The sequence below is a fragment of the Actinoplanes hulinensis genome, assembly GCF_019429605.1.
In the GTDB taxonomy this organism is placed as follows: domain Bacteria; phylum Actinomycetota; class Actinomycetes; order Mycobacteriales; family Micromonosporaceae; genus Actinoplanes; species Actinoplanes campanulatus.
The window spans coordinates 151593-176917 of sequence record NZ_JAHXZI010000003.1; the positions used below are offsets into that span (position 1 = coordinate 151593).

The following is a 25325-nucleotide window of genomic DNA, read 5'->3' on the forward strand; positions in this document are numbered from 1 at the left end:
ACCGGTCCGGAACCGTCGAGGGCCGGGGCGATCGGGAGCGTCGGCCGCCGGAACGGGTTGACAGTTTCCACGTGTCCCGGCGGCGGTGGGAAAGCAGGTTTGCTCCGGTGGCACCCGCTCCGAGCGATCCGGATGGTTGGTCGTAAGGTTCCGGACACCCATCGATGTTTGCGCCGGACACGGAAGGAATGCGCAATGACGGAGAACGCGGCCACCTCAGGACCCGATGGTCCTCCGCAGCTGAACACGAACGTGCCGCACTCGGCACGGGTCTGGAACTACCTGCTCGGTGGTAAGGACAACTTCGCGGTGGATCGTGAGGCAGCCGACTACGCCGTCAGGTTGATGCCCGAACTCGTGCTGTCGGCGCGGGCGAACCGGCAGTTCCTCGGCAGGGCCGTGCGGTTTCTGGCCGGCGAGGGACAGATCCGTCAGTTCTTGGACGTCGGCACGGGGCTGCCGACGGCCGACAACACTCACGAGGTGGCCCAGTCGGTCGCTCCCGAGGCACGCATCGTGTATGTCGACAACGACCCGCTGGTGCTGACCCACGCCCGAGCGTTGCTGACCAGCAGTCCTCAGGGGGCCACGGACTATATCGAGGCCGACGTCCGTGATCCGCGGGCCATCTTGAAAGCCGCCGCCGGCACGCTGGACCTCACGCGGCCGACCGCCGTCGTGCTGTCCGGCATCATCAACTTCGTGATCGACGACGCCGAGGCCCACGCGGTGGTCACCCAGTTCGTCGACGCCGTGCCCTCCGGCAGCTACCTGCTGATCTCCCATCCGACCACGGTGGTCAACGGGCCGGCCGTCGAGGAGTCGATGCGGCAGTGGAACGAGAGCGGGGCCGCTCCGATCAGAACCCGCGGCATCGAGGAGATCCGCGGGTTCTTCGCCGGACTGGATCTGCTGGACCCCGGCGTCGTCACCTGCACCGCATGGCGGCCGGACCCGCAACACCCCGGAATCACCGAGGTCGTATCGGAGTTCGTCGCGGTGGGGCGCAAGCCCTGAGCGCACCACCGAGTTGCCGCGGTGACCGAGTGCCACACGAGGATCGGGCGTGATCGGGCCCGCGCATCGAGGGTGAGCGCAGGCCCGATCGCCGGCCTCAGCGGCGCGGGGCGCCCGAGGCGAGCGCCAGATCCTGCTGGAGCACGTGATACTGCCCCTTCGGGTTCAGTTGCTCGTCGTAGATCAGGGCGGCGCCCTCCTGCGGGTCGGAGAACCAGCCGGGCACCCATGAGTGGGCGTCGTCGATGCCCCACGGTGTGAACGAGATGCAGGCGCGTACGGCCAGGCATGCCTTGAGCGTCCGGGACCAGTAGCTTTCCTGGGCGTACGGGGCCAGGTCGTTCACCGGCACGTTGACGGCGTCCGGCTTCGTGAAGGTGCGGACGTCCACCTCGGTCAGGGCGACCTTCTGACCCAGTGCGGCGAAACGCTCGAGGTTGTTCAGCAGGTCCGGGTAGCCGTACTGGGTGGACAGGTGGCCCTGGAACCCGACGCCGTGGATCGGCACGCGCTGTGCCTTCAGCGACTTCACCAGCTCGTACACCGCGTTGCTCTTGGGGCCGGTGAACTCCAGGTTGTAGTCGTTGTAGAAGAGCAGGGCCCTGGGGTCGGCCTCGTGCGCCCAGCGGAACGCGTCGGCGATGTAGCCGGTGCCGCCCCAGGCTTTGTACCAGATGGTCTGCCGCGGCTGGCCGTTGTCGTCGAAGGCCTCGTTGATGACGTCCCACTGCCAGATGTCGCCCTTGAAATGGCGAACCTGGGCCAGAATGTGCTTCTTCAGGACCGCTTTCACCTCCTCGTTCGAGAGGGTGGTGGTGTATCCGTCGGATGACAGCCATGCGGGTAGCTGGTTGTGCCAGACAAGCGTGTGGCCGCGTACCAGTTGCCGGTTCTTCTTCGCGAAGGCGACGAGCTGGTCTGCCTTCTCCCAGGTGTACGTGCCCCGGACGGCCTCGACTTCCGACCACTTCATCACGTTCTCCGCGGTGACGCTGGAGAACTGCTCCGCGGCGATCCGGGTGTACTTCTCGTCGGTGCCCAGCAGGTCCGAGTTCACGGCCGTGCCGATGCGCAGGCCGATCGGCGCGGCGAGCGCACGCAACGAATCGGCCGGGTAGGACGGGCCCGGCGATGGCGTCGCGGCCACCGGTTCAGGGCCGGCGCTGGCGGATCCGGCGAACATGAGTTGTCCGCCCAGCAACGCCGCGGCGCTGGCGACAGCGAGGGGAAGCCAAGGACGACGCACGGGAACTCCTTGTGGAGGAGGACTGGGACCAGGGCGAAGCCTGAGACGAAGGCTCCGAAACTTCCGGGATTCTTACGGAAGTAACGACTGGAATCTATGCGCAGCCCGGTAGGCGGTCAAGAGGCGCCGCCGCGCCCGACCGCTGTTCCGATCGGTCCGGGATCATCGCCGTCCACACGCGGCGGTGAGGCGGTGCGGGTCCCGCACCGCCTCGCCCGCTCATGTCACGAGGCGCACGTGTTGCCGTTGAGGGTGAAGCCGGTCGGCTTGCCGGTGTTGCCGGTGTGGGTGGCCTGGAAGCCGATGGTCACCGTGCCGTTCGGCGGGATCGCCGGGTTGTAGCTCGCGTTCCTCGCGGTCACCTGGCCGGACGACGGGGAGTAGGTGGCGTTCCAGCCGGAGGTGATGGTCTGCCCGCCCGGCAGCGTGAACGCCAGCGACCAGCCGTTGACGGCGGTGGTTCCGGTGTTGGCGACGGTGAGGCTCGTGGTCAGGCCGGAGTTCCACGCGTTCACCGTGGCGGTCACCCGGCACGGGCCCGAGGGCGCCGGCGGGCTCGACGAGGGCGGGTTGGACGGCGGCGGGCTCGACGACGGAGGCGTGGACGGGTTCCCGGTGCTGTTGAGCCCGAAGAAGGCGACGGCGGCGGCCGCCATGCCGCCGCTCGGCAGACTGTGCCCGGCGCCCTGGATGCTGTACGCCTCGACCTGATCGCCGTACCGGCGGCGATTCCAGCTCGGCTGCGGTGTGTCCGACGACGTGGGTGTCTGGCTCAGCCCGAACACGTTGGTCCACTGCTCGATGGTCTCCTGCAGCAGCGAGTACGGCACGAGGGTGTCGCTGGCGCCGTGCCACAGCTGGACTCGCGGGCGCGTCCCGGTGTAGCCCGGATACGCCTGCCGAACCGCGTCGCCCCATTGCTGCGGGGTCCGGTCCATGCTGCCTCCGGTGCACCTGCTGGCGCCGGGCGGATAGTCGGCGGCGTTGGCGAAACAGTTGAACGGCACGCCCATGAACGCCGCGCCGGCCTTGAACACGTCGGGATACAGGGCGAGCATGTGGTTGGTCATCATCCCGCCGGACGAGCTTCCGGTCGCGTAGACCCGGTTCGGATCGCCGCCGTACTGTCGTTCGGCGTACCTGATCATGGAGATGATCGACACCGGATCGCTGCCGCCGCCGCGCCGCTTGGCGGCGTCCGACCAGGTGTCGAAGCAGTTGCCGAAGCCGGCCTGCTGGGTGGCGGAGGGGTAGATGACGACGAATCCGTACCGGTCGGCCTGCCCGGCGAACTCGCTGCCGGAGTAGAAGCCGGGCCCCGAGCCTCCGCAGCCGTGCATGGCCACCACGACGGCCGGGTTGGCGGGTCGGTTGTCGGGAGCGTAGACGTGCATGCGCATGCCGCCGGGGTTGTCGCCGAAGCTGGTGACCTCGGTCAGGGAGGCGGCGAACGCGGGCCGGGCCGCGGGCACGGCCAGGCCCGCGACGGCCAGTGAGACCGCGGCGGCAAGCAGGAGTCCTCTTCTGATCTTCATGGCCTGATTCCTTCGTTCGCCCGCACGCAGGCGGGGGCGGCCGGTCCGTGCGGCGACGCGCGCGGACGGCTTTCGGCAGAGAGATGGGTACGGCGTGATGCCCGCGCGTGACATGCCCCTGTGTCGCGCGGCGCCCCCAATGTGTGACAGTTAGTCTTCACCCGGGATGACTAACTGTCAATCAATGGGCATCGATGATTGGCGGCGGGGCGCACCGCTAGAGTCGTAGCGATGTCCGGCCGAGATCTTCGGGGAGCCGCCGCTGTGGGAAGCCCGTACGACATCGACGAAATCTTTCCCCAGGACGTCGCCGAATCGGTACGGCTGCCCAGGCGGCAGGCCGGCAACTCGCCACAGGGCCTGGCGGTGACCCTGCTCGCGGACTACACCCTGCGATCGCGGGCCTGGCTGCCCTCCGCGGCCATCGTGGAGCTTCTCGCCGAGGCGGGAGTCAGCCCGGCCGGCGCCCGGACGGCGATCAGCCGGCTGGCCCGGCGCGGCGTGCTCGAGGGCCACCGGCAGGGCCGGCGCAGCTCGTACCGGCTGACCGCCGCGGCCGCCGCCTTCCTGGCCGTCGGCGGCAGCACGATCCTGTCGCAGGGCCTCGCCCAGCCGTGGGACGGTCAGTGGACTCTGGTCGCCTTCTCGCTGCCGCAGGAGGAGGGCACCCTCCGGCGGGGACTGCGCAGCCAGCTGCGGTGGATGGGGTACGCGCCGCTGTACGACGGCCTCTGGGTCTCGCCGCACGACCTCGGCGAGAAGACCAGGGCGCGGCTCGCCGAGCTCACGTTGGGCACCCTGACCGTCTTCCGGGCCCGGCACGTCGAACTCGACGCGGCGATCCGCCGCAATCCGATCGACGCGTGGGACACCGGCGGGATCGCGCGGCAGTACGAGTCCTTCATCGAGCGGTGGAGCGCCACGCCGCCGCGGACCCGGGCCGGTGAGATCTCCGGGGCCGAGGCGGTCCGTGCCCGTACCGAGGTCATGAACACCTACCGCAGGCTTCCGGTCCTCGACCCCGGCCTGCCGGACCGCCTGCTGCCGCCGGGATGGCTGCGCGAACCCGCGCGCGAGCTGTTCACCACCGTCTACGACGGAATGGCCGGGGCTGCCGAGGACCACGTCCGGGAGGTGGCGGGCCGGCACTTCGGCGGCGCCGTGCCGGGGATCCGGGCACACGCCGTCGCCGACCTGGCCGCCGGGTTCTCCTGACCAGGCTTCGGAAGTTTCGGAGTGCTCCGCGCTAACGGCGCTTCGGCACTGGTGTGGTGATGCCCTCCTGCCCCGAGCTGGCTGGAATATCGCCTGGTAGCTGGCCTTATGTCTCCGAGGCCTCATCGGAGATCGATTCGGTATTTCCGTAAAGTTACCGGAAGTTGTTGACATGCGGGCCGAGGCGGGCCACCATCGTCGCAACGACGACCCTCGATGACCGTCCCATCCGCCACGAGGGACGACACCGGCCCCGGTGATGCGCTTCCTCGTCACCGGCATCTTCCCCAATGTGGTTTGTCGTGCCCGTGGGGGCTGTTCCCCGGCAGCCCCTCCTCAGGAGGAAACACACATGACCGCAGATCTCGCCCACCCCAAGCGCCGCAGACGCGGCCTCCGCCTGCTCGTCGGCGCTGCCTGCGCCGTGGTGATCGCCGTCTCCGGGATCACGCTCGCCGGCGTCGCGCACGCCGAGGCTGACCGGACGGTCAGCTCGAACACCACCGGAACCCACAACGGCTACTACTTCTCGTTCTGGAAGGACAGCGGCAACGCGAGCATGACGTTGCGTGCCGACGGCCGGTACTCCAGCAGCTGGGACCGCGGCACCAACAACTGGGTCGGTGGCAAGGGCTGGGCCACGGGCACCCGCCGGACGATCACCTACTCGGGCAGCTACAACCCGGGTAACAACAACACCTACCTGGCCCTGTACGGATGGACGCGCAGCCCGCTGATCGAGTACTACATCGTCGAGAACTTCGGCAGCTACAACCCGAGCAGCGGCGCCACCCGGATGGGTACCGTCACCACCGACGGCGGCACCTACGACATCCTGCGCAGCCAGCGGGTCAATGCGCCGTCGATCGACGGCACCCAGACGTTCTACCAGTTCTGGAGCGTGCGGCAGTCGAAGCGCAGTTCCGGCACGATCACGATCGCCAACCACTTCGACGCGTGGGCCCGGGCCGGCCTGAACCTCGGCACCAACCACAGCTACCAGATCATGGCGACCGAGGGTTACCAGAGCCAGGGCAGCTCGGACATCACGGTCCGCGAAGGCGGCGGCACGAACCCGACCAACCCGACCAGCCCGCCGCCGGGCGGCGGCGGCAACTGCACCGCCACGCTGTCGGCCGGCCAGCAGTTCGGTGACCGGTTCAACCTCAACGTCGCGGTCAGCGGCACCAGCAGCTGGAACGTCACCCTCAACCTCAACGGCGGCCAGAGCGTGCAGAACAGCTGGAACGCCGCGGTCAGCAGCAGCGGCAGCACCGTCACGGCCCGGCCGAACGGCAGCGGCAACAACTTCGGCGTGACCATCATGGCCAACGGCAACTGGACCTGGCCCACCGTCACCTGTACCACGAGCTGATCCCGCGATCGTGACGCGGCGGCCACCCGGCCGCCGCGTCACCGTCGGGTTTAAGCAGATGCTCAGCCAGTTCCACTCAATCCCCACCGCGCCGCGCCCGATGAGAAGGGCACAGCCGGGTGTGCCGGCGCCGGACGGGGGAGAGTGCACATGCGTATCGCGGATATCAGTGTCGGCAAGCGTCTCGGCGTGTCCTACCTGCTGCTCACCGCGCTGATCGTCACGTCGGCGGGCGCCGGCTGGTGGGGCCTGCGCCAGCAGGCCGACGCCGAGGGGGAACTCGCCGTCCTGGAGCAGGTGCGCGACGACATCCAGGCCGCCAAGTACGCCGCCTCCGACGTCACCGGATGGCAGGGGCTGGCGATCGCCGACGCGGGGGCCTACGGGGCCGAATACGCCCTGGGCCCCGACGGTTACAACCGGCAGGGCGAGATGAAGTCGAAGGACGCCCTCTACGCCGGTCTCGCCGCCACGCACACGGACGGCATGACCGAGGCCGAACGGGCTCAGTTCAACCAGCTCAAGCCGGCCTGGGACGACTTCTTCGTCTGGGACGAGACCATCATGAAGTGGCTGTCCGAGGACACCAAGGCCTCCCGTGCCAAGGTGATGGACAGCGTCAACGGCGGTGCGGCGTCGGAGGCGTACGGCAAGGTGCTGGACATCACCGCGGAGCTGGACGAATCGGTCAACACCCGTGTCGAGGACGTGCGCGCCGACGTCAACCGGATCAGGAACACCGCGACGACGGTGCTGGGCGGCGCGCTCGCCATCGCCGTGGTCCTCGCGGTGATGATGGGCTGGCTGGTCACCCGGTCGGTGGTCCGCCCTCTCAACGTCGTGGTCGAGGGGCTGAAGCGCCTCGCCGACCGGGACCTCACGGTACGGGTGGACCTGAACCGCCGCGACGAGCTCGGCCGTCTCGGCGCCGCCCTGGACCAGACCGCCGACGCGCTGCGGGCGACGGTGTCGACGATCGCCGGGCACGCCGGAACCGTCTCGTCGGCGTCCCACGAGCTGTCCGCGGTGTCGGCGCAGATCGCCGAGACCAGCGCCGACATGGACACGCAGGCGGCCGCGGTGGCGTCGGCGGCCGGCAGCGTCTCCGGCAACGCGAACACTCTCCAGTCAGGAAGCTCGGAAATGGCCCAGGCGATCGACGACATCGCTCGCAGCGCCGGTGAGGCGGCCCGGGTGGCCGGTGAGGCGGTCACCGTGGTCGAGCAGACCAACCAGACGGTCGGCAAGCTGGGCGACTCCTCGGCCGAGATCAGCAACGTGGTCAACATGATCACCTCGATCGCCGAGCAGACGAACCTGCTGGCGCTCAACGCCACCATCGAGGCCGCCCGGGCCGGCGAGCTCGGCAAGGGCTTCGCCGTGGTGGCCGGCGAGGTCAAGGAGCTGTCCCAGGAGACCGCCCGGGCCACCGAGGACATCGCCCGGCTGGTCAAGGCCATCCAGCAGGACACGTCGAACGCGGTCGGCGCGATCAGCGAGATCGGCGGCGTGGTCGCCCGGATCTGCGACTTCCAGACCCTGATCGCCGCGGCCGTGGAGGAGCAGACCGCCACCACCAGTGAGATGGGCCGCAACGTCGCGGAGGTGGCCGAGAGCAGCGAGGCGATCGCCACCAACATCGCCGGGGTGGCGACCGCGGTGGGCTCGACCACCACGGTGGCCAACCGGGCCCGGTCGAGCGCCCAGGGCCTGGAGCGCACCAGCACCGAGCTCCAGCAGCTGGTGGCGACCTTCACCCTGTGAGGCGTGTGACATTCTGTCCCGCATGTCGACCTACGGCCGGTTCCTCGCCGCCGCTCTGGCCCTGATGCTCACGGCCTGCGGCGCCGGGGAACCGGCCCCGGCCGTCACCACCCCTTCGCCGGTTCCCGAAGCCACGGTGAGCACGGCGCCCACCGTCGTGGCCACCACGCCGGGCGCGAACGCTCCTGGATCGCTGCCGCCGGTGGTCCAGCACGGGTCCCGCGACGTGCGGAAGGTCGCGCTCACCTTCGACGCCGACATGACCGACGCCATGAAGACCCGGCTGCGCAACGGCGCCGTCTCGTCCTACGCCAACCTGCGCCTGCTGGCCATCCTGGAGACGCGGCGGATCCCGGCCACCTTCTTCGTGACCGGGCAGTGGGCCGAGCAGTACCCCGACGTCACCCGCCGGATCGCCGGGAACCCGCGCTTCGAGATCGCCAACCACAGCTACGAACACGCGGCGTTCACCGGCGACTGCTACAACCTGCCGCGACTCGCCCCCGGCGAGATGACCGGCGACGTCGACAAGACCTTCACGACCCTTCATCCGTACGGCGGGCGCCAGACCCGCTACTTCCGGTTCCCCGGGCTCTGCCACGACCGGGCGGCCCTGCGGGCGCTGGCCCCGCTCGGGGTGACCGTGGTCGACGGTGACGTGGTCAGCGGCGACCCGTTCGCCCGCGGCGCGGCCCCGGTCATCGACGCCGTGCTGTCCCGGGTGAAGCCGGGATCGATCGTCATCATGCACATCACCGAGGCGAACGCCCGTTTCACCGACGACGCCCTGCCCGCCGTCCTGGCCGGCCTGCGGCGGCGCGGCCTGGAACCGGTCACCCTCTCCGAGCTGCTCTCCTAGACCGCTCGCGTCACCGGCCGGTGCGCGGAGGCCCGCCTGCCGGCCGCGACCGCGATCAGCCCGGCCCAACCGGCGAGCACCGCGAGCCCGGCCCACCACGGCAGCGGGAAGTACCCGGCCGACGGCGCGTAGTGGGCCAGCACCTGCGGATACTCCACCTCGGTCTGCTTCACGGCGAACCCGGCGGCCGGGGTGACCCGCAGCAGCCACTGGGCGACCGGGTCGGGCAGCAGCGGTACGGCGGTGACCGTGTACGGCACGACCACCAGCAGCAGCGCGAGCGCCCAGCCGTACCGGAGGAGGGAACCGAGCCCGTAGGCGAGCACCGCGCACAGGCCGACGGCCACGGCGAGCCCGGCGACCACCCGGACACCGGCCGGCCCACCGGTCACCGCGAGGACGGTGCCGACCGACAGCAGCCCGGTGACCAGCGCCGCCGCGCCGGCCGTGGCGGCCCGCCGCGGCTCGAAGGGCGCCGCCCGGCCGTAGCGGGCGGCCACCACCAGGATGATGATCAGGGCGACGGCCAGCCCGGTGAGGGCCGCGTCGGCACCCGGGTCCGGGTCCTCGGCGAGCGGCCCGATGTCGCCGGTGCCGCTGATCGTGACCACCCCGTCCGCCTGCACGGCCCCGGCCGGGTTGTGGTGCTTCTCCCAGTCGGTCACGTTCATCTCGCCGACCGGCTCGCTCGTCCAGGCACCGCCGCCGCCCTCCACGGTGACGTTGTCGAACACGCCCACCGCCTGCGTGAAGCGGCCCTGCCCGATCCGCCCACCGAGCGCGACCTCCTGGAGGGTGAGCCCGTGCGGGGAGGCCGCGAACAGCCCGACCCGGACGGTGTCCGGCAGCCCGTCGAGCTCGGCCGACCCGACGTCCTGCCATCGCACCCCGTCGGACGACTCGGCGCCGGTGATCGTGTCGCCGGACCGGGTCAACCGCAGCCAGCGCGGGTTCCCGGCGGACACGCCGCCGGGCCGCCCGGCCACGTCGTGGCGGTAGCCGTGCTGGAACCGGGCCCCATGCTCGCCGGTCATCATCAGCGCCGCGTACCGGGAGCCCGGCCGGAGCCCGTCCTTGACGATGATCCCGGTCTTCGCCCACGGGACCAGGCCGGGGACGATCTCGTCATGGTCCGGCGGGGGATAGGTGATGGTGCCGGTCATCGACGTCAACCGGACCGTGACGGCGCCCTGCGGCCCGAGATCGCGGTGCAGGAACCAGAACCGGTCGCTGACCACGTCACCGTCGCCGGTCACCGGGGTCGGCGGACACGGGCCGGGGTCGCAGGAGGTGTCGATGGCGGAGGCGGACAGGACGCCGAGCGCCACGACGGACACGGCCGCGGCGGCGAGGGCCACGATCCGGCCCGGGCGGAGGAAGTCTGCGCTGAACATGCCCGGATTTCTAGGCGCCGGCCGGTAACACGGCCCGAACGCGGGCTGTCACGCCGCTGTTAGGTCCGGCCCGGCATGCTGTAACGATGTTCCGGTCGCGTCTGGCTACGGTGGGGACCCGGTTCACGGTCCTCTACGCGGCCGTCTTCCTCGGGTCCGGGGCGCTGCTGCTGGCGGTCGCCCTGGCGTTCTCCGGCGGCAGCAGCACCACCACGGTGGCGCCCTTCCAGCAGCAGAGCGGCCCGGCCGCGGCCCAACAGCGGATCACGGCGCTGGAGGAGCGGCTCGACGCCGTCCAGAGCGAGCAGGCCCGGCGGCTGGTGTTCGGGTTCGCCGTGGCGCTGTTCGTGATGGCCCTCCTCTCGCTGCTGCTGGGGCGGCTGATGGCCGGCACCGTGCTGTCGCCGGTTCGGTCGATCACCGCGGTCACCCGCCGCATCTCCGCCGACAACCTGCACGAGCGGCTCGCCGTGCACGGCCCCGACGACGAGGTGAAGCAGCTCGCCGACACCATCGACGGGCTGCTGGAACGCTTGGAGGCGTCGTTCACGGCGCAGCGCCGGTTCGTCGCCAACGCCTCGCACGAGCTGCGCACCCCGCTCGCCACGATGCGCGCCACCCTGGACGTGGCGGTCGCCAAACCCGACCCGGCCGCCGCGACGCTCGTGCTCGCCGGGAAGCTGCGCACCCAGCTCGACCGGGTCGACCACCTGCTCGACGGGTTCCTGACGCTGGCCCGCGCCCAGCACGGCGGCACCGGCGAGGCGGTGCCCAACGACCTGACCGAGCTGACCGCCGCCGCGCTGCGGGACCGGGCCGCCGAGGTGTCCGCCCGGCGGCTCGCGGTGACCGTCGAGCTGCCGGCCGCCAGCGTGGTGCGCGGCAACCCGGCGCTGCTGGCCCGGCTCGTGGCGAACCTCGTCGACAACGCGGTCACCCACAACGTGGACGACGGGTGGATCCGGATCGCCGGCGGTGAGTCCGAACTGATCGTGGAGAGCGGCGGCCCGGTCTTCGCTCAGGATCAGGTGGACCGGCTCACAGGTGCGTTCGAGCGGCTCGGCGCGGAGCGGGTCGGCTCGTCCGGGCTGGGGCTGTCCATCGTGGCCGCGGTCGTGGCGGCCCACCAGGGCACGCTGGAGCTGACCGCCCGCCCGGACGGCGGCCTGCGGGTGGCGGTGCGGCTGCCGTGAGGATCCTGGTGGTGGAGGACGACCACGCCCTGGCCGACGTCGTGGTGGAGGGGCTGACCGACGCCGGGATGGCGGTCGACGCCGCCCACGACGGGCTGAGCGCCGCCGGGAAACTCGAGCTCACCTCGTACGATGTGGTGGTTCTCGATCGTGATCTGCCCGGCCTGCACGGCGACACCCTGTGCCAGATGATCACGGACCGCCCGGACCGGCCGATGGTGCTGATGCTCACCGCGGCGGGCGAGCCCGGCGACCGGGTCAGCGGGCTCACCCTGGGCGCCGACGACTACCTGGCCAAACCGTTCCACTTCCCGGAGCTGATCCTGCGGATCCGGGCGCTGGCCCGCCGCAGACCGGACGCCCGGCCGCGCACCCTGCGGGCCGCCGGGATCGAGCTGGATCCGGTCCGCCGCACCGTGGTCCGCGACGGCCGTCAGCTGCCGCTGTCGGTGAAGGAGTTCGCCGTGCTGGAGGCGCTGCTGCGGGCCAGCCCAGGATTCCTGAGCGCGGAGACCCTGCTGGAGAGCGTGTGGGACGAACACGCCGACCCGTTCACCAACACGGTCACCGTGACGGTCGGCCGGCTGCGGCGCAAACTCGGTGACCCGCCGGTCATCACGACCACGCCCGGGGTGGGCTACCGGATCGTCTGACTTTTTGCCTGACCCTCTCGCCTGGCCTTTCGCCGCCGGGCCCGCGCCCGTGGCCGACGTCGGCGATACCCGCCCCGATCGTCGACCGCGGCCGCCCGGCCACCTCGCCGTCGCCGGTGACGCCGCCGGCCACCAGCACCCCGGGACGCAGGTTCGCGGGCACAGCGGATGTCAACTTGACGCCGCAAACTTCATCGACAAAGCTCACCATCGAGCAACCTCAATTTTGTGGACGTTCGGCCCATGCCGCCAAGCCGCACATCTGATGTCGGATGCGAAGTGACCGGTAACGACCGTCCATAAAGGAGGTTCCGTGCGCACACCATCCCGTGCGTTGGCGGGCACCACCACAGCCCTGGCCGCCGCGGTGCTCGTGCTCTCGCCAGGATCCGGCGGAAGCGCCGCACCGGGCGCCGCCATCCCCAGCCGGGCCGAGACCCCGGAGATCCACGCCGACCACGATCACGGCGAGCTCATCGACAACCGCAAGGGCCGCGTCGCGCCCAGCGCCGAACAGCGGACGCTGGCCGCCGAGGCCGACGCCTCCGCCCGGTGGACCGTCTTCGGCACCCCGGCCAGCCTCACCGCCACCACCGCCGAGCCGCTCGCCTCGGGCCTGCCCGCCGAGCCCGTCGCCGCGGCGCGCGCCTACGTGACCGGCAACCTCGACGTCCTCGGCATCACCGCCGCAGCCGCCGAGTCCCTCGAACCGCTCACCACCCGCAAGCTCGGCGAGGGCGACGTCGTGCTGCTGCGCCAGCGGTTCGGTGACCTCGACGCCGGCCGTGACGGCCTGATCTCGATCGGCCTCCGCGACGGCAAGGTCTGGCACGTCAGCTCCTCACTGGCCCGCGACGCCGCCGCCCCGCAGCCGGCCACCCTGACCGCCGCCGAGGCCGAGCGCATCGCCGCCGCCGACGCGGGCATCACCGGCCCCACCCTGCTGGGCACCAAGCTCGTCGCGGTACCCACCGCCGACCGGGGCGCCCGCGCCGCCTACCAGGTCGCCCTCGGAGCGGGGCTGTCCAGCGCCGACCCGGTCGCCTACACCACGTGGGTGGACGCCCGCGACGGCGGCATCCTGGTCCGCGAGGACATCGTCGACCACGACGCCGACAACCCCGAGTGGGAGGTCTTCCCCAACTCGCCGCGCACCGACTACTCCTCACGGGACACCCGCCGCCGCTGGTGCTGGGCGCCGCAGCGGGGCTGTGACGAGGCCGTCGCGACGAGTGCGTCCCCGCAGGCGTGGGACGTCGACCCGGCCACCGGCACGTCCACCACCACGACCAGCGGCAACAACGCGTTCGCGGTGCACAACTGGCTCTCCAACGACCCGTTCACGGTCGGCACCGAACTGGCCACGTCCAGCCCGTCGCGCGAGTACACGTACCCGTGGACCAACCAGTGGCACGACACCAAGTGCGCGCCCACGGTCTTCGACTCGGCCGCCCGCAACGACATCGACGCGGCCCGCGCCAACCTGTTCGTGCAGCACAACCGGATGCACGACTGGTCGTACCACCTCGGCTTCACCGAGGAGACCTGGAACATGGAGGGCGACGGCGGCGACCCCGAGCAGGGCAACGCGCAGGCCGGCGGCATCAGCGGCGGCCCGCCGGACTTCCTGGCCCGCAACAACGCCAACCAGATCACCCCGCCCGACGGGCAGGCCCCGATCACCAACATGTACCTGTGGCAGCCCATCGCCGGTTCCTTCTACTCGCCGTGCGTCGACGGCGACTACGACATGTCGGTCATCGGCCACGAGTACACGCACGCCATCACCAACCGCATGATCGCCGGCCCGGACGCCGGTCTCAGCTCCCCGCAGGGCATGAGCGAGAGCTGGTCCGACCAACTGGCCGTGGAGTACCTGGCCGAGCACGGCTACGCCCCCAAGGGCGCCCGCGGCTTCACCGTCGGCGAGTACGTGACCGGTGACCCGGTCGCCGGCATCCGCAACTACAACATGAGCAGCGGCGCCAACCGGCTCAACTACAGCTCGGTCGACTACGACTTCGTCGGGTTGCAGGTGCACGCCTCCGGTGAGGTGTGGAGCGCCACCAACTACGACATCCGGTCCGCGTTCATCAAGCGGTACGGCTACGGCAGCTCCGCCCTCCAGAAGGCGTGCGCCAACGGGAAGAAGGCGGTCACCTCCTGCCCCGGCAACCGGCGCTGGATCCAGCTCGTCGTCGACTCGTTCCTGCTGATGGCCAACAGCGCCAACAGCCAGGTCGACGCCCGCGACGCGCTGCTCGCCGCCGACCGGATCCGCTTCGGCGGCGCCAACCAGGACATCCTGTGGAACGCGTTCGCCAAGCGTGGCCTCGGCGAGGGCGCGGCCAGCAACGGAGCGGGTGACGTCAACCCGACGCCGAGCTTCACCTCCCCGCACGCCAAGGAGGCGACGGTCACCTTCCGGCCGGTAGACGAGAAGGGCGCGCCGGTCGCCGGCGCCAAGCTGTTCGTCGGCGACTACCAGGCCCGCGCCGTCGCGGTCGCCGACACCGACCCGGCCACCGCCCTGCCCGACACGGTGAACCTGGTGCCCGGCACCTACGCGTTCGTCGCGCAGGCGCCCGGCCACGGCCACGCCCGCGTCTCCCCGGAGTCGCTGCGCTCCGGCGAGAGGGAGAAGCTGACCGTGAAGCTGCCGCGCAACGTCGCCTCGGCGGCCAACGGCGCGACCGCCACCGGCGACGGCGTCAACCTGGCCCGGCTCCTCGACGACGACGAGGCCACCAACTGGGCCTCGCTCGGCAGCGCGGTGGCCGGCAAGGGCGTCAGCGTGGACCTCGCGGGCGACGCCCAGAAGGTCCGGCGGGTCCAGGTCAGCGCCATGCTGCGCCCGGCCGTCACCGGCGACGTCGACGCCGGCACGCAGGCCCGGGTGTCGGCGCTGCGCCAGTTCCGGGTGCTCGCCTGCACCGCGTCCGCGACGGTCACCTGCTCGGCCCCGGCCGACTTCACGACCGTCTACACCAGCAGGCGGGACGCGTTCCCGGCCGTGGCGCCGCGACCCCGGGCGCCGCAGCTGATCGTCCGGTCCTTCGACATCCCGGATGTCACGGCCACGCACCTGCGCATCGAGGCCGTGACCAACCAGTGCACCGGCACCCCGGACTACGCCGGTGAACAGGACAACGACCCGCGCGCCAACACGGACTGCGCCACGGCCAGCCCGCAGGCGCTCAACGTGCGCATCGCCGAGTTCCAGGCGTTCACGCGCTAGCAGCGACTTCTTTCGATGGGCGGGCCCGCGGGCCCGCCCATCTCATCTCAGCGCACGTCGCCGTACGGCGTGGGGATGAAACGCAGCGGCAGGTCGGCAGCGAGATAGCCGTTCTCGGCCCGCCGTTTCGGCAGTTTGATGTCGCGCGGCTTGAGCGGCTCGTACGGCACCTGGCTCAGCAGATGCGTGATGATGTTGAGCCGGGCCCGTTTCTTGTCGTCGGTGTACGCGATGAACCAGGGCGCCCAGGAGGTGTCGGTGGCGGCCAGCATCGCGTCACGGGCCCGCGAGTACTCGTTCCAGCGGCTGTACGACTTCAGATCCATGTCGGAGAGCTTCCAGATCTTCCGCGGGTCGTGGATGCGACTCTCCAGCCGGCGGGTCTGCTCGTCCGGGCTGACCTCCAGCCAGTACTTGAGCAGCAGGATCCCGGAGTCGACCATGGCCTTCTCCCAGGTGGGCACGATCTCCAGGAACCGCTCGGAATCCTCCGGCGTGCAGAAGCCCATCACCCGCTCGACGCCGGCCCGGTTGTACCACGACCGGTCGAAGATCACGACCTCGCCGCCGGCCGGGAGCCGGGCGATGTAGCGTTGCGCGTACATCTGGCTCTTCTCCCGCTCGGTGGGAGTGGGCAGGGCGACCACCCGGAAGACCCGCGGGCTGACCCGCTCGGTGATGCGTTTGATGGTGCCGCCCTTGCCGGCCGTGTCCCGGCCCTCGAACACCACACAGATCTTGGTGCCGGTCGCCTTGACCCACTCCTGCATGGCGACCAGCTCACCGTGCAACCGCCGCATCTCCCGCTCGTACTCGACCCGCTTCATCCGTTCCACCGGAGCGGCCTGGCCCGTGTCCTTGGGGTGATGTTTGTTCTTCTTTTCCTTCTTGCTCATGGTGATGTCTCCCGGATGCCGGCCTCGCATGGTGTAATCGGCAGCCTGTCGCGATCGCCGCCCCGGCGCGTCATCCGCCCCGGATGAGCCGATGAGAATCGGCCCCTCCTGCACCCGCCGACCCGGTAGCATGCGTCAACCCGCCAGGACGGTGCGCAACCGGCGCGCCTCCTTGAGCAGCCGGCTCCCGCCCGACCGGCCCGCCACCTCGGCCAGCCCAGGGATGTCGTCGTGGGCGCCCACCTCGCCCGCGACCTGCGTGGCCAGCTCCAGAAGGTCAGGCAGGCCACGCGGCCCGGCCGGCAGCAGCCCCGGCAGGGCCGCGGTCAGCAGCTCCCACAGGGCGCGGGACCCGCCGCCGCGATGGACGTCGGTCAGGGCCGCGACCACCCGGGTCAATTTCACCATGCCGTCGGCGCACAGGTCCGCGAGTTCGGTGCCGACCACGGCGCCGATCGGCTCGCAGCCGGCCGCCAGGATCAGGAACGCGTCGACGGCGGCGAGCCGGTCCGGCTCGTGGCGGGCGCCCAGACCATACGCCACGGCCAGCGTCAGGGCCGGACCCACCGGCCCGGAACACTCGGCCAGCGCCGGCAGCATCGGCCCGTCACCCTTGCCGTCCATGTCGGCGTGCGCCGCGATCACCGGCAGCACCCAGGCGGCGACCACCTCCCGGTGCTGCGGCAGCACCGCCGCGGTGATGTCGATGGGCGACGAGAAGTCCCACGGATAATACGACGGCACGTTGCTGCGGGTCAGGTTGACCAGCAGGCCGCCCAGCAGGTGCTCGACCGGCCGCGACTCGTCGAGCTGGGCGACCACCCGCCGCTTGAGCGGGGGTGTCCCGCCGTACGCATACCGCCCGTCCTTACCGGTCTGCGGCCACCGGGTGCTGACCGGATCGGGCAGCCCACCCTCCTTGAGCCAGACCGCGAACCGGCGGCCCGCCGCCGACGTCAGCTCCGTGGCCGCGGCCGCCACCTCGGGGTCGACCTCCCGCGGCACCCGCAGCAGCGCCTGCTCGAAGTCGATCGGCCACGGCTCCCGCCCGGCCGCCTCCGCCCGGACCAGACGCTCCAGCAGGACCGCCGCGTCGAGGACCCCGGTCACCCGGGTGGGCGTGGCCATCAGCTCCGCGGCCGGCTCGGCGGACACCCGCTCGCCCAGCTCACGGATGCGCAGCTCGAGGACGCTGGCGGGCCCGCCCCGCAGCGACTGCCGGGGGCCGGAACCGAACACCCAGGCGTTGCGCACGTTGTCCGACGACGCGGAGCTCCTGTCCCGGCCGAGGATCACCCGGATCACGTCGCCGAGAAGGGCGTTGCGCAGGAGCTCGCCGTGCCAGCCGTGATCGGTCAGCTCGTAGTGGTGGCGGTCGAGGAGGGGCCGCAGGGACTCCGCGACCGGCACCCCGGCCGCGGGCAGCGCCACCAGCGCGGCCAGCACCCGCTCCCACGCGACGGCGGTGCTCCCGTGCAGCAGGGCGACGATCTCGGTGGCCAGCTCGGCGCCGCTCGTGATGGGCGGCGGCATCGCGGCGGCCGGCGCCAGCGGGCCGAGCTCCGCGACGCCGGGCCCGGCGGCCTCCGGAGCGGCCACCCCGAACAGCTCGGCGGCCCGCGCCGGCAGGTCACCGCCGAGGGCGCCGGCGGCGTCGGCGATCCGCCCCACGGCGCCGGCGTCGAGCCGGGCCACCTGACGGGCGATCAGGTTGAGCGCCCGCTCCTGCACGTCGAGCGTGGGGTGCCCGAACGCCACGGCGACCGTCTCCATCAGCTCGCCGGCCCGCTCGGGGGAGCGGCGGGCCACCTTCTCCAGCCAGGAGAGCTGGGTCTTGACCAGCCCTTTCTCGACCCGGAGCAGGGTCGCGGCGCTCGCCTCGATCAGGGTCTCCAGCTCCAGGCGGCCGGCGTCGTCGACCGTGCGCAGCGCCCGCTGGGCGAGCCCGGCGATCGCCGACGGCGCCCCGGCCAGGAGCCGGGCGTAGTCGTGCGTGAACCCGGCCATCTCGTCGACGGTCGGCGCGAGAGCGTCGTGCAGCATCGCGAACGGCCGCAGCAGGGCCGGGCGGTCGCCGCGGGCCAGGCGGTCGACGGTGGCGGCGAGGATGGTCGCGCGGTCCAGGCGCCCCTCGGCCACCAGCATGGCGAGCGCGACGGAGAAGCGCGGCGTGGTGCTCCACTGCCCGTCGTCCCAGTGGCCGCCGGTCAGCGCGCTGCCGAGGCCGTCGATCTCGAACACGGCGGGCAGCAGGTGGTCGAGGAACGGGCTGTCGCGGAACGCGTCGGCCAGCCCCCGTAGCCGGCCGGTGCTCTGGTGCACGTGGTCGAGCCAGCCGCGGACGAACCCCTCGGTGCGCGGGGCCAGCTCCGGCGTCGCGGCGAGCATCGGGGAGACGAACTCCCAGTCCCGGGTCCAGACCTCCTTGGCCGGCAGCTTCTCGGCGAGCCGCAGCCCGAGGTCGGCCATCCACGGGATGTCGCGGGCCTCCACGATGCTCCGGAACCGGTCGGCCGGGATGCTGCCCCAGCCGTCGCGCATGTCGCGCCGGGCGAGCAGGGCGGCGGCCCGCGCGGCGGACGGCATGCTGCCGATCACGGCCAGCGCGTAACCGGCGGCCGGGTCGTTGCCCTGCTGCCCCCACCAGGCCTCGCCGCGGGTCTTCCTGATGCCCGCCTCGAGCTCGGCGGCGAACGCGGCCCGCTCCGGCTCGCTCAGCGCGATGACGCGGCGGGTGATCGTCACGTGATCCGCCCGCCGCGTCAGCGTGTCGAGAGCCTCCCAGGTGAGGCGGTCGGTGGGGGTGATGTCCTGAGGCATGGGCAGACCTTAGATCTCGGGTACGACAGTTTTCGTGGCGGAGGCGAGCGTCCTCGCGAGCCGGGTCGCCTCGGTGACCAGGCGGGTCCGGCCGCCGCGCGCCGCCACCGCCGTGACCTCAGGGATCTCTCCGGTGGCGTGGACGGCCGCCGCGACGGACTCGGCCGTCAGCAGCAGATCGGGGGCGCCCGCCCCGGGCGTGGCCGCGGCGAGCACGGCCGGCACCAGCTCGCGGAGGGCGGCCCAGACGCCGGGCGCCGCACCGGCCCGAGCGGCCTCGGCGAGACCGTCGGCGACCCGCTTCAGGACGATGAGCTCGGCCCGGTGCAGGGCGGCCAGCTCCCGCCCGACCAGCGTCCCGTCGAGGACGCCCCGGGCGGCCAGGTCGAGGAACGCGTCCACGGCGGACACCCGGCTCCCGGGGCGGGCGGCGGTCAGGCCCAACGCCAGGCAGAGCGCCATGGCCGGCCCGAACGGCCCGTCGCACGCCGCCAGGGCGGGCAGGATGCCGACGTGGCCGAAGGCGCCCCGGCTCTCGGCCGACTCGATGATCCGTGGCTGCACATGGGCCGCGGCCAGCTCCCGGTGACTCGGGAAGACGAGCGGCCACGGGTCCAGCGAATAGCCGCCGTTGTAGGTGTACGCCCGGGCCGCCGCCTCCGTGCGTGGCTGGCCGAGCAGACCCTCCGGGACGGTCAGCGTGTGCTCGATCGGGGCGAACGCCACGGTCCGCCGGGCCGGATGGCGGGAACACTCGCAGTAGTGGCCATCGATGTGCGGGCAGCTCAGCCTGCCGACGGCGACCGCGACCACCTCCGGGTCGGGCAGCCCGCCACCGGCCAGGAACCCGGCGAGGGCGCGCCCGGCGTCCGAGGTGAGCCGGTCGGCCGCCGCCCGCACCTCCGGGCCGATCTCGCGCGGCAACCGCAGCAGCGCCTGGGACAGGTCCCACGCCCCCGGCTCCCAGCCCTCCCCGAGCAGCCGCACCACCCGGGCCGGGTCGACGTGACCGTCCACCGTGGCCGGGGTCGCGAGCAGCGCGGGCGGTGGGCTCCCGGCGCACACCTGCCAGGTCAGCTCGATCAGCCGCTCGAACAGCATCCACATCGGCGCCGGGGCCCGCCTCATCTCCCTCGACGGGCTCCACGTGAACCACTGGTTGATGGCGACGGCCCGCAGCAGGTTGACCAGCGGACGGTTGCCGTGGCTCGGCAGCAGCGGCGCCAGCGCGTCGGCGAGGGCCGGCCGGTCGCTCGCGGTGAACCGCACGAGAGCGTCCAGGACCAGCTCCAGCCGGACCGGGTCCGGCGCCACCTCGTCCAGCAGGTACCGCACCTCGGCGGCCAGCTCCGGAACGGACGGGATCGGCGGCGGCACCGGCGCGGCCGCGGTCACCGGTGGCAGCTCGACCGGAACGAGATCGGCCGGGTCGCCGGCTCCGAGCAGCTCCTCGGCCTGACGGCGCAGGTCGCCCTGGAAATTGGCGACCGCGGCGGCCAGGGACTCACGCCCGGCGGCCCCGAAGACCGGCAGGTGCGTGGCGGCCGCCCGCAGCACCTGCTCGGCCAGGTCGACGGCCGGGTTGCCGAGCCCGGTGAGCAGCGCCTCGAACAGCAGCGGATCGGCCTTGCGGGCCAGCGCCGCGGCGAGCCAGTCGAGCTGGGCGCGGACCAGCTTCTTCTCCTTGCGCAGCAGGACCGTGAACGCCGCCTCGGCCACCGTGTCGATCTCGATGAGCCCGGCGTCGTCGGCCCGGCGCAGGCCTCGCAGCGCCAGGTCGGCCACCGTGGACTCCGGGCCGGACAGCATGGCCAGGCACTCCGCCCGGTGGGCCGCGAACTCCCCGGCGGTCGGGTCGAGCAGCCGGTGCAGCACCACGATGCGGCGGATCGCACCCGGCCGGTCACCGGCGACCAGACGCTGGACGCAACCGTCCAGCAGGGACCGCCGGTCGATGACGCCGTCGGCGGCGAGCCGGGCCAGCGCCTTGACCCACTCCTCGTCCAGCTCCTGCCCGATCCGGGCGACGCCGAAGACGTGCGGCAGCATCTCGGTGGTGAGCGGGTCCGCGCGCAGCAGATCGGCCAGATCCTTGCGGTAACGCTCGGCGCCGACCTGGCCCATCCAGCCGCGGACCGTCGCCTCGGTGGCCGGTGGGGACAGCTCGGCCTCGGCGAGCAGCCGGCTGATCATGCCCCACTGGAGGTCGGCCTGGGGCGGTCGCAGCTTGTCGGCCAGCGGCCGGGCGATCGCGGCCGGCGACGGGCGGCCGGGCGCGCGCAGCACCCGCACCAGCGCGTCGAGCGCGGCCGGGGTGGGCGCCGTGTCGAACCGGCCGGACCGCAGGAAGGACACGATGTCGGCGGCCCGGGGCAGGCAGCCGGCGCCGGCGATCCGCAGCGCCGCCTGCCGCGCTGCCCGCCAGGCGACCCTCTGCTTCCAGGGGGTGCCGGCCTCCTCCGCCCAGTGCAGCTCGATGCCCTTGACCGGGGCGGCCAGTGCCCGCCGGGCCGGCTCGTCGACACTCAGAAGAGCGGTCGCGACCTGGTCGAACTCACCGGCCCGGATCAACGGCTCCAACTGCCCGAAACTCACCATGCCGGAGAACCTAGCGGCACCCTCCGACAAAAACCGTCCCGCGATCAATAGGGTGGACCCGGTGATGCCCAGCGACTGCCACCAGCACCTGTGGCCCCCGGCGTTCATCGACGCGCTGCGCCGGCGCGACACCTTCCCCTACCTGCGCGAGTGGACGCTGTACCTGGCGGGCGAGGACCCGTACGAGGTCGATCCGGCCGCCCACGACGTCGGCCTGCGCCGGGCCCGGGAGATCGCCGAGGGCACCGGCCGGGTCCTGGTCTCACTGTCCAGCCCACTCGGCATCGAACACAGTCCCGGCCACGACCTGATCGACGTCTGGCACGAGAGCGCCCTCGAACTGCCCGATCCGTTCCACGTGTGGGCCGCCGCCGCGGTCACCGAGCCCGACCCGTCCGGGCTGGCCCGTCTGCTGCGTGTGGACCGTGTCGCCGGCCTGCAACTGCCGGCCACCGCGCTGGGCGACCCGGCCGCCATCGCGCACGTGTCGCCGCTGCTCACCGAGCTGGAACGGGCCGGCAAGCCGCTTCTCGTCCACCCCGGTCCGGCGCCGGCCGGCGAGTCCGGCATGCCCGGCTGGTGGCCGGCCCTGGTGCCCTACGTCGCCCAGATGCACCGGTCCTGGATGGCCTGGCATCTCGCCGGCCGGGAGCGTCATCCCGGTTTGCGGATCGGGTTCGTCGCGCTGGCCGGGCTCGCCCCGCTGCACCACGAACGTCTCACCGCCCGTGGCGGCGCCTTCTCCGTCGACCCGTTCGTCTTCTACGAGACGTCCTCCTACCAGGCGGGCGCGATCACGGCCCTGAGCCGGGTGGTCGGCGAGGGCGCCATCGTGCACGGCTCCGACCGTCCCTACGCGCAACCCCTCGACCAGGCCGTCTTCCCGCCCGCTCTGTTCACCACGAACGCCCGGCGATTCCTCACCGGACAACCCTGATCCGGTACGCGTGGCCTCGTCCCGCCTCATCAGGGCCGTTCCGTCCGGTCGGCGCGAGCTCGGTGCCCGCTCCGGCCTGTGCCGCGCCCGCCGGGCTCAGATCGGTGGCCGGGCGGGCCGGGCGGATCGTGGTTTGCTCCAGTGCCGCCGGTCACGGCTCACCTTCCGCTCACGCTGGGCGGGTGGTCCCGGTTTTGCCGGCCAGGCACCCGAATTGCCCACTCCCGGCCGTCACGCCGGTCGCGCCGGGTGGGTGGTGGCGGTGGTGCTTGCCAGGCGTGCGGGGTGGTGTTCCCGGCCGTCACGCCGGTCGCGCCATGGAGTACCCGTCGGGAGTCACTCACCGTGACCATGGCGATGATTGGGTGGAGGTGCGTGGTATTTCGGTGGTGCTCTGGAGTCTCTTTCTCGGTTGTCGCCCGGCGTCGATGTCACGTCGCCTGTTCGCCTGTTCGCCTGTTCGCCTGTTCGCCTGTTCGCGTGTTTCCCGCCTTCGCCGCGAGACTCGGCCGGTCACCGCCGGCCGTTCGGTCCATCCGCCAACATAGATGTAGATCTTGGGCAATCGTCGCCGAACGGCGCGATCTTGCGCGATCGTGGCCGTCCGGATGTATCCGATCACCCAAGGTCTTCCAGGGAAGATAGATCATGGGTGATGATCTGCCGCCGGACGACAATCAGGAATCAAGATCGGCCCGCAGCTACCATCGACCAAGATCGCCGACGAGCCGGGATGACGCCACCGCCATCCGAATGCGGGACTTGACATCGCGGCAACCCACAACCGATAAACAGCTCTCCGGCTACCTCGATCTACCACAAAGGCCGGTGAACGGGGTCCTTCGCTCACGCGGAGTTCCGGCCGGTCGGGTTTTGGAATGAGCGCGCGCGAAAGCCGTCGAACGGGCGGCCGTCACGGCGACAGGCGGGGTGGCCGTGTGCGGCCGCCGGCCTGGCAGGACCCACGGATGACGATTGCCGTGACCGGCGCAACGGCCGCAAGCGGGCAACCCGGGTGCCTGGCAAGCACGACCGCAACCACCCGCCCCGAGCGGCCGGCGCAACGGCCAAGAGCGGGCAACCCGGTGCCTGGCAAGCACGACCGCAACCACCCGCCCAGCGTGACCCGGTCCACCGAGGGCGAGAGCCGGCCCCCGGCCGTGACCGGCGGCAGGCAGGGGTGGTAGCGACTGGAACCGGCCTGCACGGCCACCGATCTACGCCCGGCGGGGGCGGCACAGGCGGGAGCGGGCAGCAAGCGTGCGCCGACCGGACGGGACGGGACAGATGAGGCGGGACGGGGTCGCGCGTACCGGAAAAGAGCCGGAAGCGAAACGCGGACCTCGACCACAGAGGTTCCGGACCCGATTGTGCGGACCCGCGAGGCGCTGCCCGTGCCGCGCCCACGGTCAATCCTCGAAGACCTCCATGAACCCGATCCCGGCCTCGGCGTCGACGTCGAGGCCGGGCCGGTCGTCCAGGTCCCCGGAGCGGACCGTTTCCCCGGCGCTGACCCCGCCCGAGCTGTGCCCGTACAGGGTGATGTCGCCGGCGCCCGCGCCGACCGCCACCCGTACCGGCACCCGCTCTGCCGTCCGGATCCGCCAGGTGTGCACGCCGCCCGACATCCGCACCGGCAGCGTCGCGGACAGCCGGCCCACTTCGACGTCGATGGTCTGTGCCCCGCCCCGCAGGTCGATCCGCCCGACCGTGCCGGTGCCCATGTCGAACGACGCCGTGTGCACGCCCGCGCCCATCCGCAGGTCCCACACGATCCGGTCGCTGAGCCGTACGTCCACCCGCCCCGACCCGCCGGACCCGTCCGATGTGGCCTCCACCCGCAGCACCCCGTCGTGGAACGACGTGTCGAGGTCGAGCCCGGAGTCCGACGGCGTCGTCACCCGGAAGTTCTGGCCGTCGTCCAGCGACACGGTCCGCACGGACAGTTCGGTGACCCCGCTGGCCAGCTCGAACCGTGCCTCCCGCACCCGTTCGGGCGGCTTCGGCGCGACCGGCGCCGTGGTGGCGGGCTTCGTCGGTGTGGGTGACGGCGCGGCCGGGGCGCTGGTGGCGGCGCTCGGGGCGGCCGGTTCCGGCGGGGCGACGCTGACCGGATCGGTGGGAGCCGCCGCGGCCGGCAGGGTCTGCTGCCGGCCTTTGTCGGTCAGCGGCCGGGTCAGCAGCACAGTGCCGCCGGCGAAGACGAGCGCCAGCAGGCCGACCAGGATCACCGGCCGCCGTCCGGCCCACCGCCGTCCGTGGTCGCCGGTGGTGGGCGGCCCGCCGGGGAGCCGTGGCGGCCGCGGTGTGCCGGCCGGTCGCGGATGCCCGGCCCGGCCGGCCCCGAGGTCGATGCGGCGTATCGCGTCCGGCCAGTAGTCCGAGATGTTCGGCAGGCGGACGCGGCTCAGGTCCGGTTCGGCCGGCTCGTCGGCGACGGGTTCGGCGTGACCGGCCACGTATCCGGCGATCCGCAACGTCGATGGACGCCCCCGCCCGTCGACAGCCTTTTCACCAGAGCCTCTCCGCTCCACAACGCGACTCCCCACGCCTGTCAGGGTCTGCCCGGCCGGTCACGCGGGGCT

16 protein-coding genes are annotated in these 25325 nt (G+C 72.1%); 9 read left to right on the forward strand and 7 right to left on the reverse strand.

All coding sequences use genetic code 11. The features are described from left to right. Nucleotides 1-195 precede the first annotated feature (195 nt). Complete coding sequence (locus KZ829_RS07055) at nucleotides 196-1017, forward strand: SAM-dependent methyltransferase (RefSeq protein ID WP_220143034.1); 822 nt, start codon at nucleotides 196-198, stop codon at nucleotides 1015-1017. A gap of 97 nt (nucleotides 1018-1114) precedes the next feature. Here the strand turns inward: KZ829_RS07055 and KZ829_RS07060 are convergent, their stop codons facing one another. Then, a complete protein-coding gene (locus KZ829_RS07060; RefSeq protein ID WP_308285368.1) occupies nucleotides 1115-2263 on the reverse strand; it encodes an endo-1,4-beta-xylanase in 1149 nt (382 codons plus the stop codon). Nucleotides 2264-2487: 224 nt separating this feature from the next. Further along, nucleotides 2488-3798, reverse strand: coding sequence for an extracellular catalytic domain type 1 short-chain-length polyhydroxyalkanoate depolymerase (locus KZ829_RS07065; RefSeq protein ID WP_220143035.1), 1311 nt, complete (start codon nucleotides 3796-3798; stop codon nucleotides 2488-2490). A gap of 264 nt (nucleotides 3799-4062) precedes the next feature. Between KZ829_RS07065 and KZ829_RS07070 the strand changes: the two genes are divergently transcribed. From KZ829_RS07070 to KZ829_RS07085, 4 genes are all read left to right on the forward strand, one after another. Beyond that, entirely contained in the window at nucleotides 4063-5013 is a 951-nt protein-coding gene (locus KZ829_RS07070) for a PaaX family transcriptional regulator (protein ID WP_220143036.1), read from the forward strand. A gap of 352 nt (nucleotides 5014-5365) precedes the next feature. Continuing rightward, nucleotides 5366-6388 (forward strand): glycoside hydrolase family 11 protein, encoded by a 1023-nt coding sequence (locus KZ829_RS07075; RefSeq protein ID WP_220143037.1) that lies wholly within the window; start codon nucleotides 5366-5368, stop codon nucleotides 6386-6388. 150 nt (nucleotides 6389-6538) lie between these two features. Further along, nucleotides 6539-8152 (forward strand): methyl-accepting chemotaxis protein, encoded by a 1614-nt coding sequence (locus KZ829_RS07080; RefSeq protein ID WP_220143038.1) that lies wholly within the window; start codon nucleotides 6539-6541, stop codon nucleotides 8150-8152. Between the two features lie 22 nt (nucleotides 8153-8174). Beyond that, nucleotides 8175-9011 (forward strand): polysaccharide deacetylase family protein, encoded by an 837-nt coding sequence (locus KZ829_RS07085; protein WP_246635216.1) that lies wholly within the window; start codon nucleotides 8175-8177, stop codon nucleotides 9009-9011. Here KZ829_RS07085 and KZ829_RS07090 read toward each other — a convergent pair. Further along, nucleotides 9008-10405, reverse strand: a complete 1398-nt coding sequence (locus KZ829_RS07090; RefSeq protein WP_220143039.1) for a DUF1349 domain-containing protein — start codon at nucleotides 10403-10405, stop codon at nucleotides 9008-9010. The two genes, KZ829_RS07085 and KZ829_RS07090, sit on opposite strands and share 4 nt — an antisense overlap. Before the next feature lie 86 nt (nucleotides 10406-10491). Here KZ829_RS07090 and KZ829_RS07095 point away from each other — a divergent pair, with 86 nt between their 5' ends. The 3 genes from KZ829_RS07095 (at nucleotide 10492) to KZ829_RS07105 (ending at nucleotide 15489) form a co-directional block, all read left to right on the forward strand. Then, complete coding sequence (locus tag KZ829_RS07095; protein WP_220143040.1) at nucleotides 10492-11598, forward strand: sensor histidine kinase; 1107 nt, start codon at nucleotides 10492-10494, stop codon at nucleotides 11596-11598. After that, entirely contained in the window at nucleotides 11595-12251 is a 657-nt protein-coding gene (locus tag KZ829_RS07100) for a response regulator transcription factor (protein ID WP_220143041.1), read from the forward strand. The genes KZ829_RS07095 and KZ829_RS07100 overlap by 4 nt, the downstream gene beginning before the upstream one ends. A 313-nt stretch (nucleotides 12252-12564) precedes the next feature. Beyond that, nucleotides 12565-15489 carry a M36 family metallopeptidase gene (locus KZ829_RS07105; protein ID WP_220143042.1) on the forward strand — a complete coding sequence of 975 codons (2925 nt, stop codon included), beginning with the start codon at nucleotides 12565-12567 and terminating at the stop codon, nucleotides 15487-15489. A 47-nt stretch (nucleotides 15490-15536) separates the two neighbouring features. Here the strand turns inward: KZ829_RS07105 and ppk2 are convergent, their stop codons facing one another. From ppk2 to KZ829_RS07120, 3 genes are all read right to left on the reverse strand, one after another. Then, on the reverse strand, nucleotides 15537-16385 hold the full coding sequence (gene ppk2, locus KZ829_RS07110; protein WP_220143043.1) for a polyphosphate kinase 2: 849 nt from the start codon (nucleotides 16383-16385) through the stop codon (nucleotides 15537-15539). A gap of 135 nt (nucleotides 16386-16520) precedes the next feature. Next, nucleotides 16521-19205 carry a DUF6493 family protein gene (locus KZ829_RS07115; protein ID WP_220143044.1) on the reverse strand — a complete coding sequence of 895 codons (2685 nt, stop codon included), beginning with the start codon at nucleotides 19203-19205 and terminating at the stop codon, nucleotides 16521-16523. Between the two features lie 9 nt (nucleotides 19206-19214). Continuing rightward, on the reverse strand, nucleotides 19215-21803 hold the full coding sequence (locus KZ829_RS07120) for a DUF7825 domain-containing protein (RefSeq protein WP_220143045.1): 2589 nt from the start codon (nucleotides 21801-21803) through the stop codon (nucleotides 19215-19217). 64 nt (nucleotides 21804-21867) lie between these two features. On the opposite strand from KZ829_RS07120, the gene KZ829_RS07125 reads away from it, so the two are divergent. Beyond that, nucleotides 21868-22740 (forward strand): amidohydrolase family protein, encoded by an 873-nt coding sequence (locus tag KZ829_RS07125; RefSeq protein ID WP_220143298.1) that lies wholly within the window; start codon nucleotides 21868-21870, stop codon nucleotides 22738-22740. A gap of 1409 nt (nucleotides 22741-24149) precedes the next feature. Here KZ829_RS07125 and KZ829_RS07130 read toward each other — a convergent pair. Continuing rightward, a complete protein-coding gene (locus KZ829_RS07130) occupies nucleotides 24150-25217 on the reverse strand; it encodes a hypothetical protein (protein WP_220143046.1) in 1068 nt (355 codons plus the stop codon). Between the last annotated feature and the right edge of the window lie 108 nt (nucleotides 25218-25325).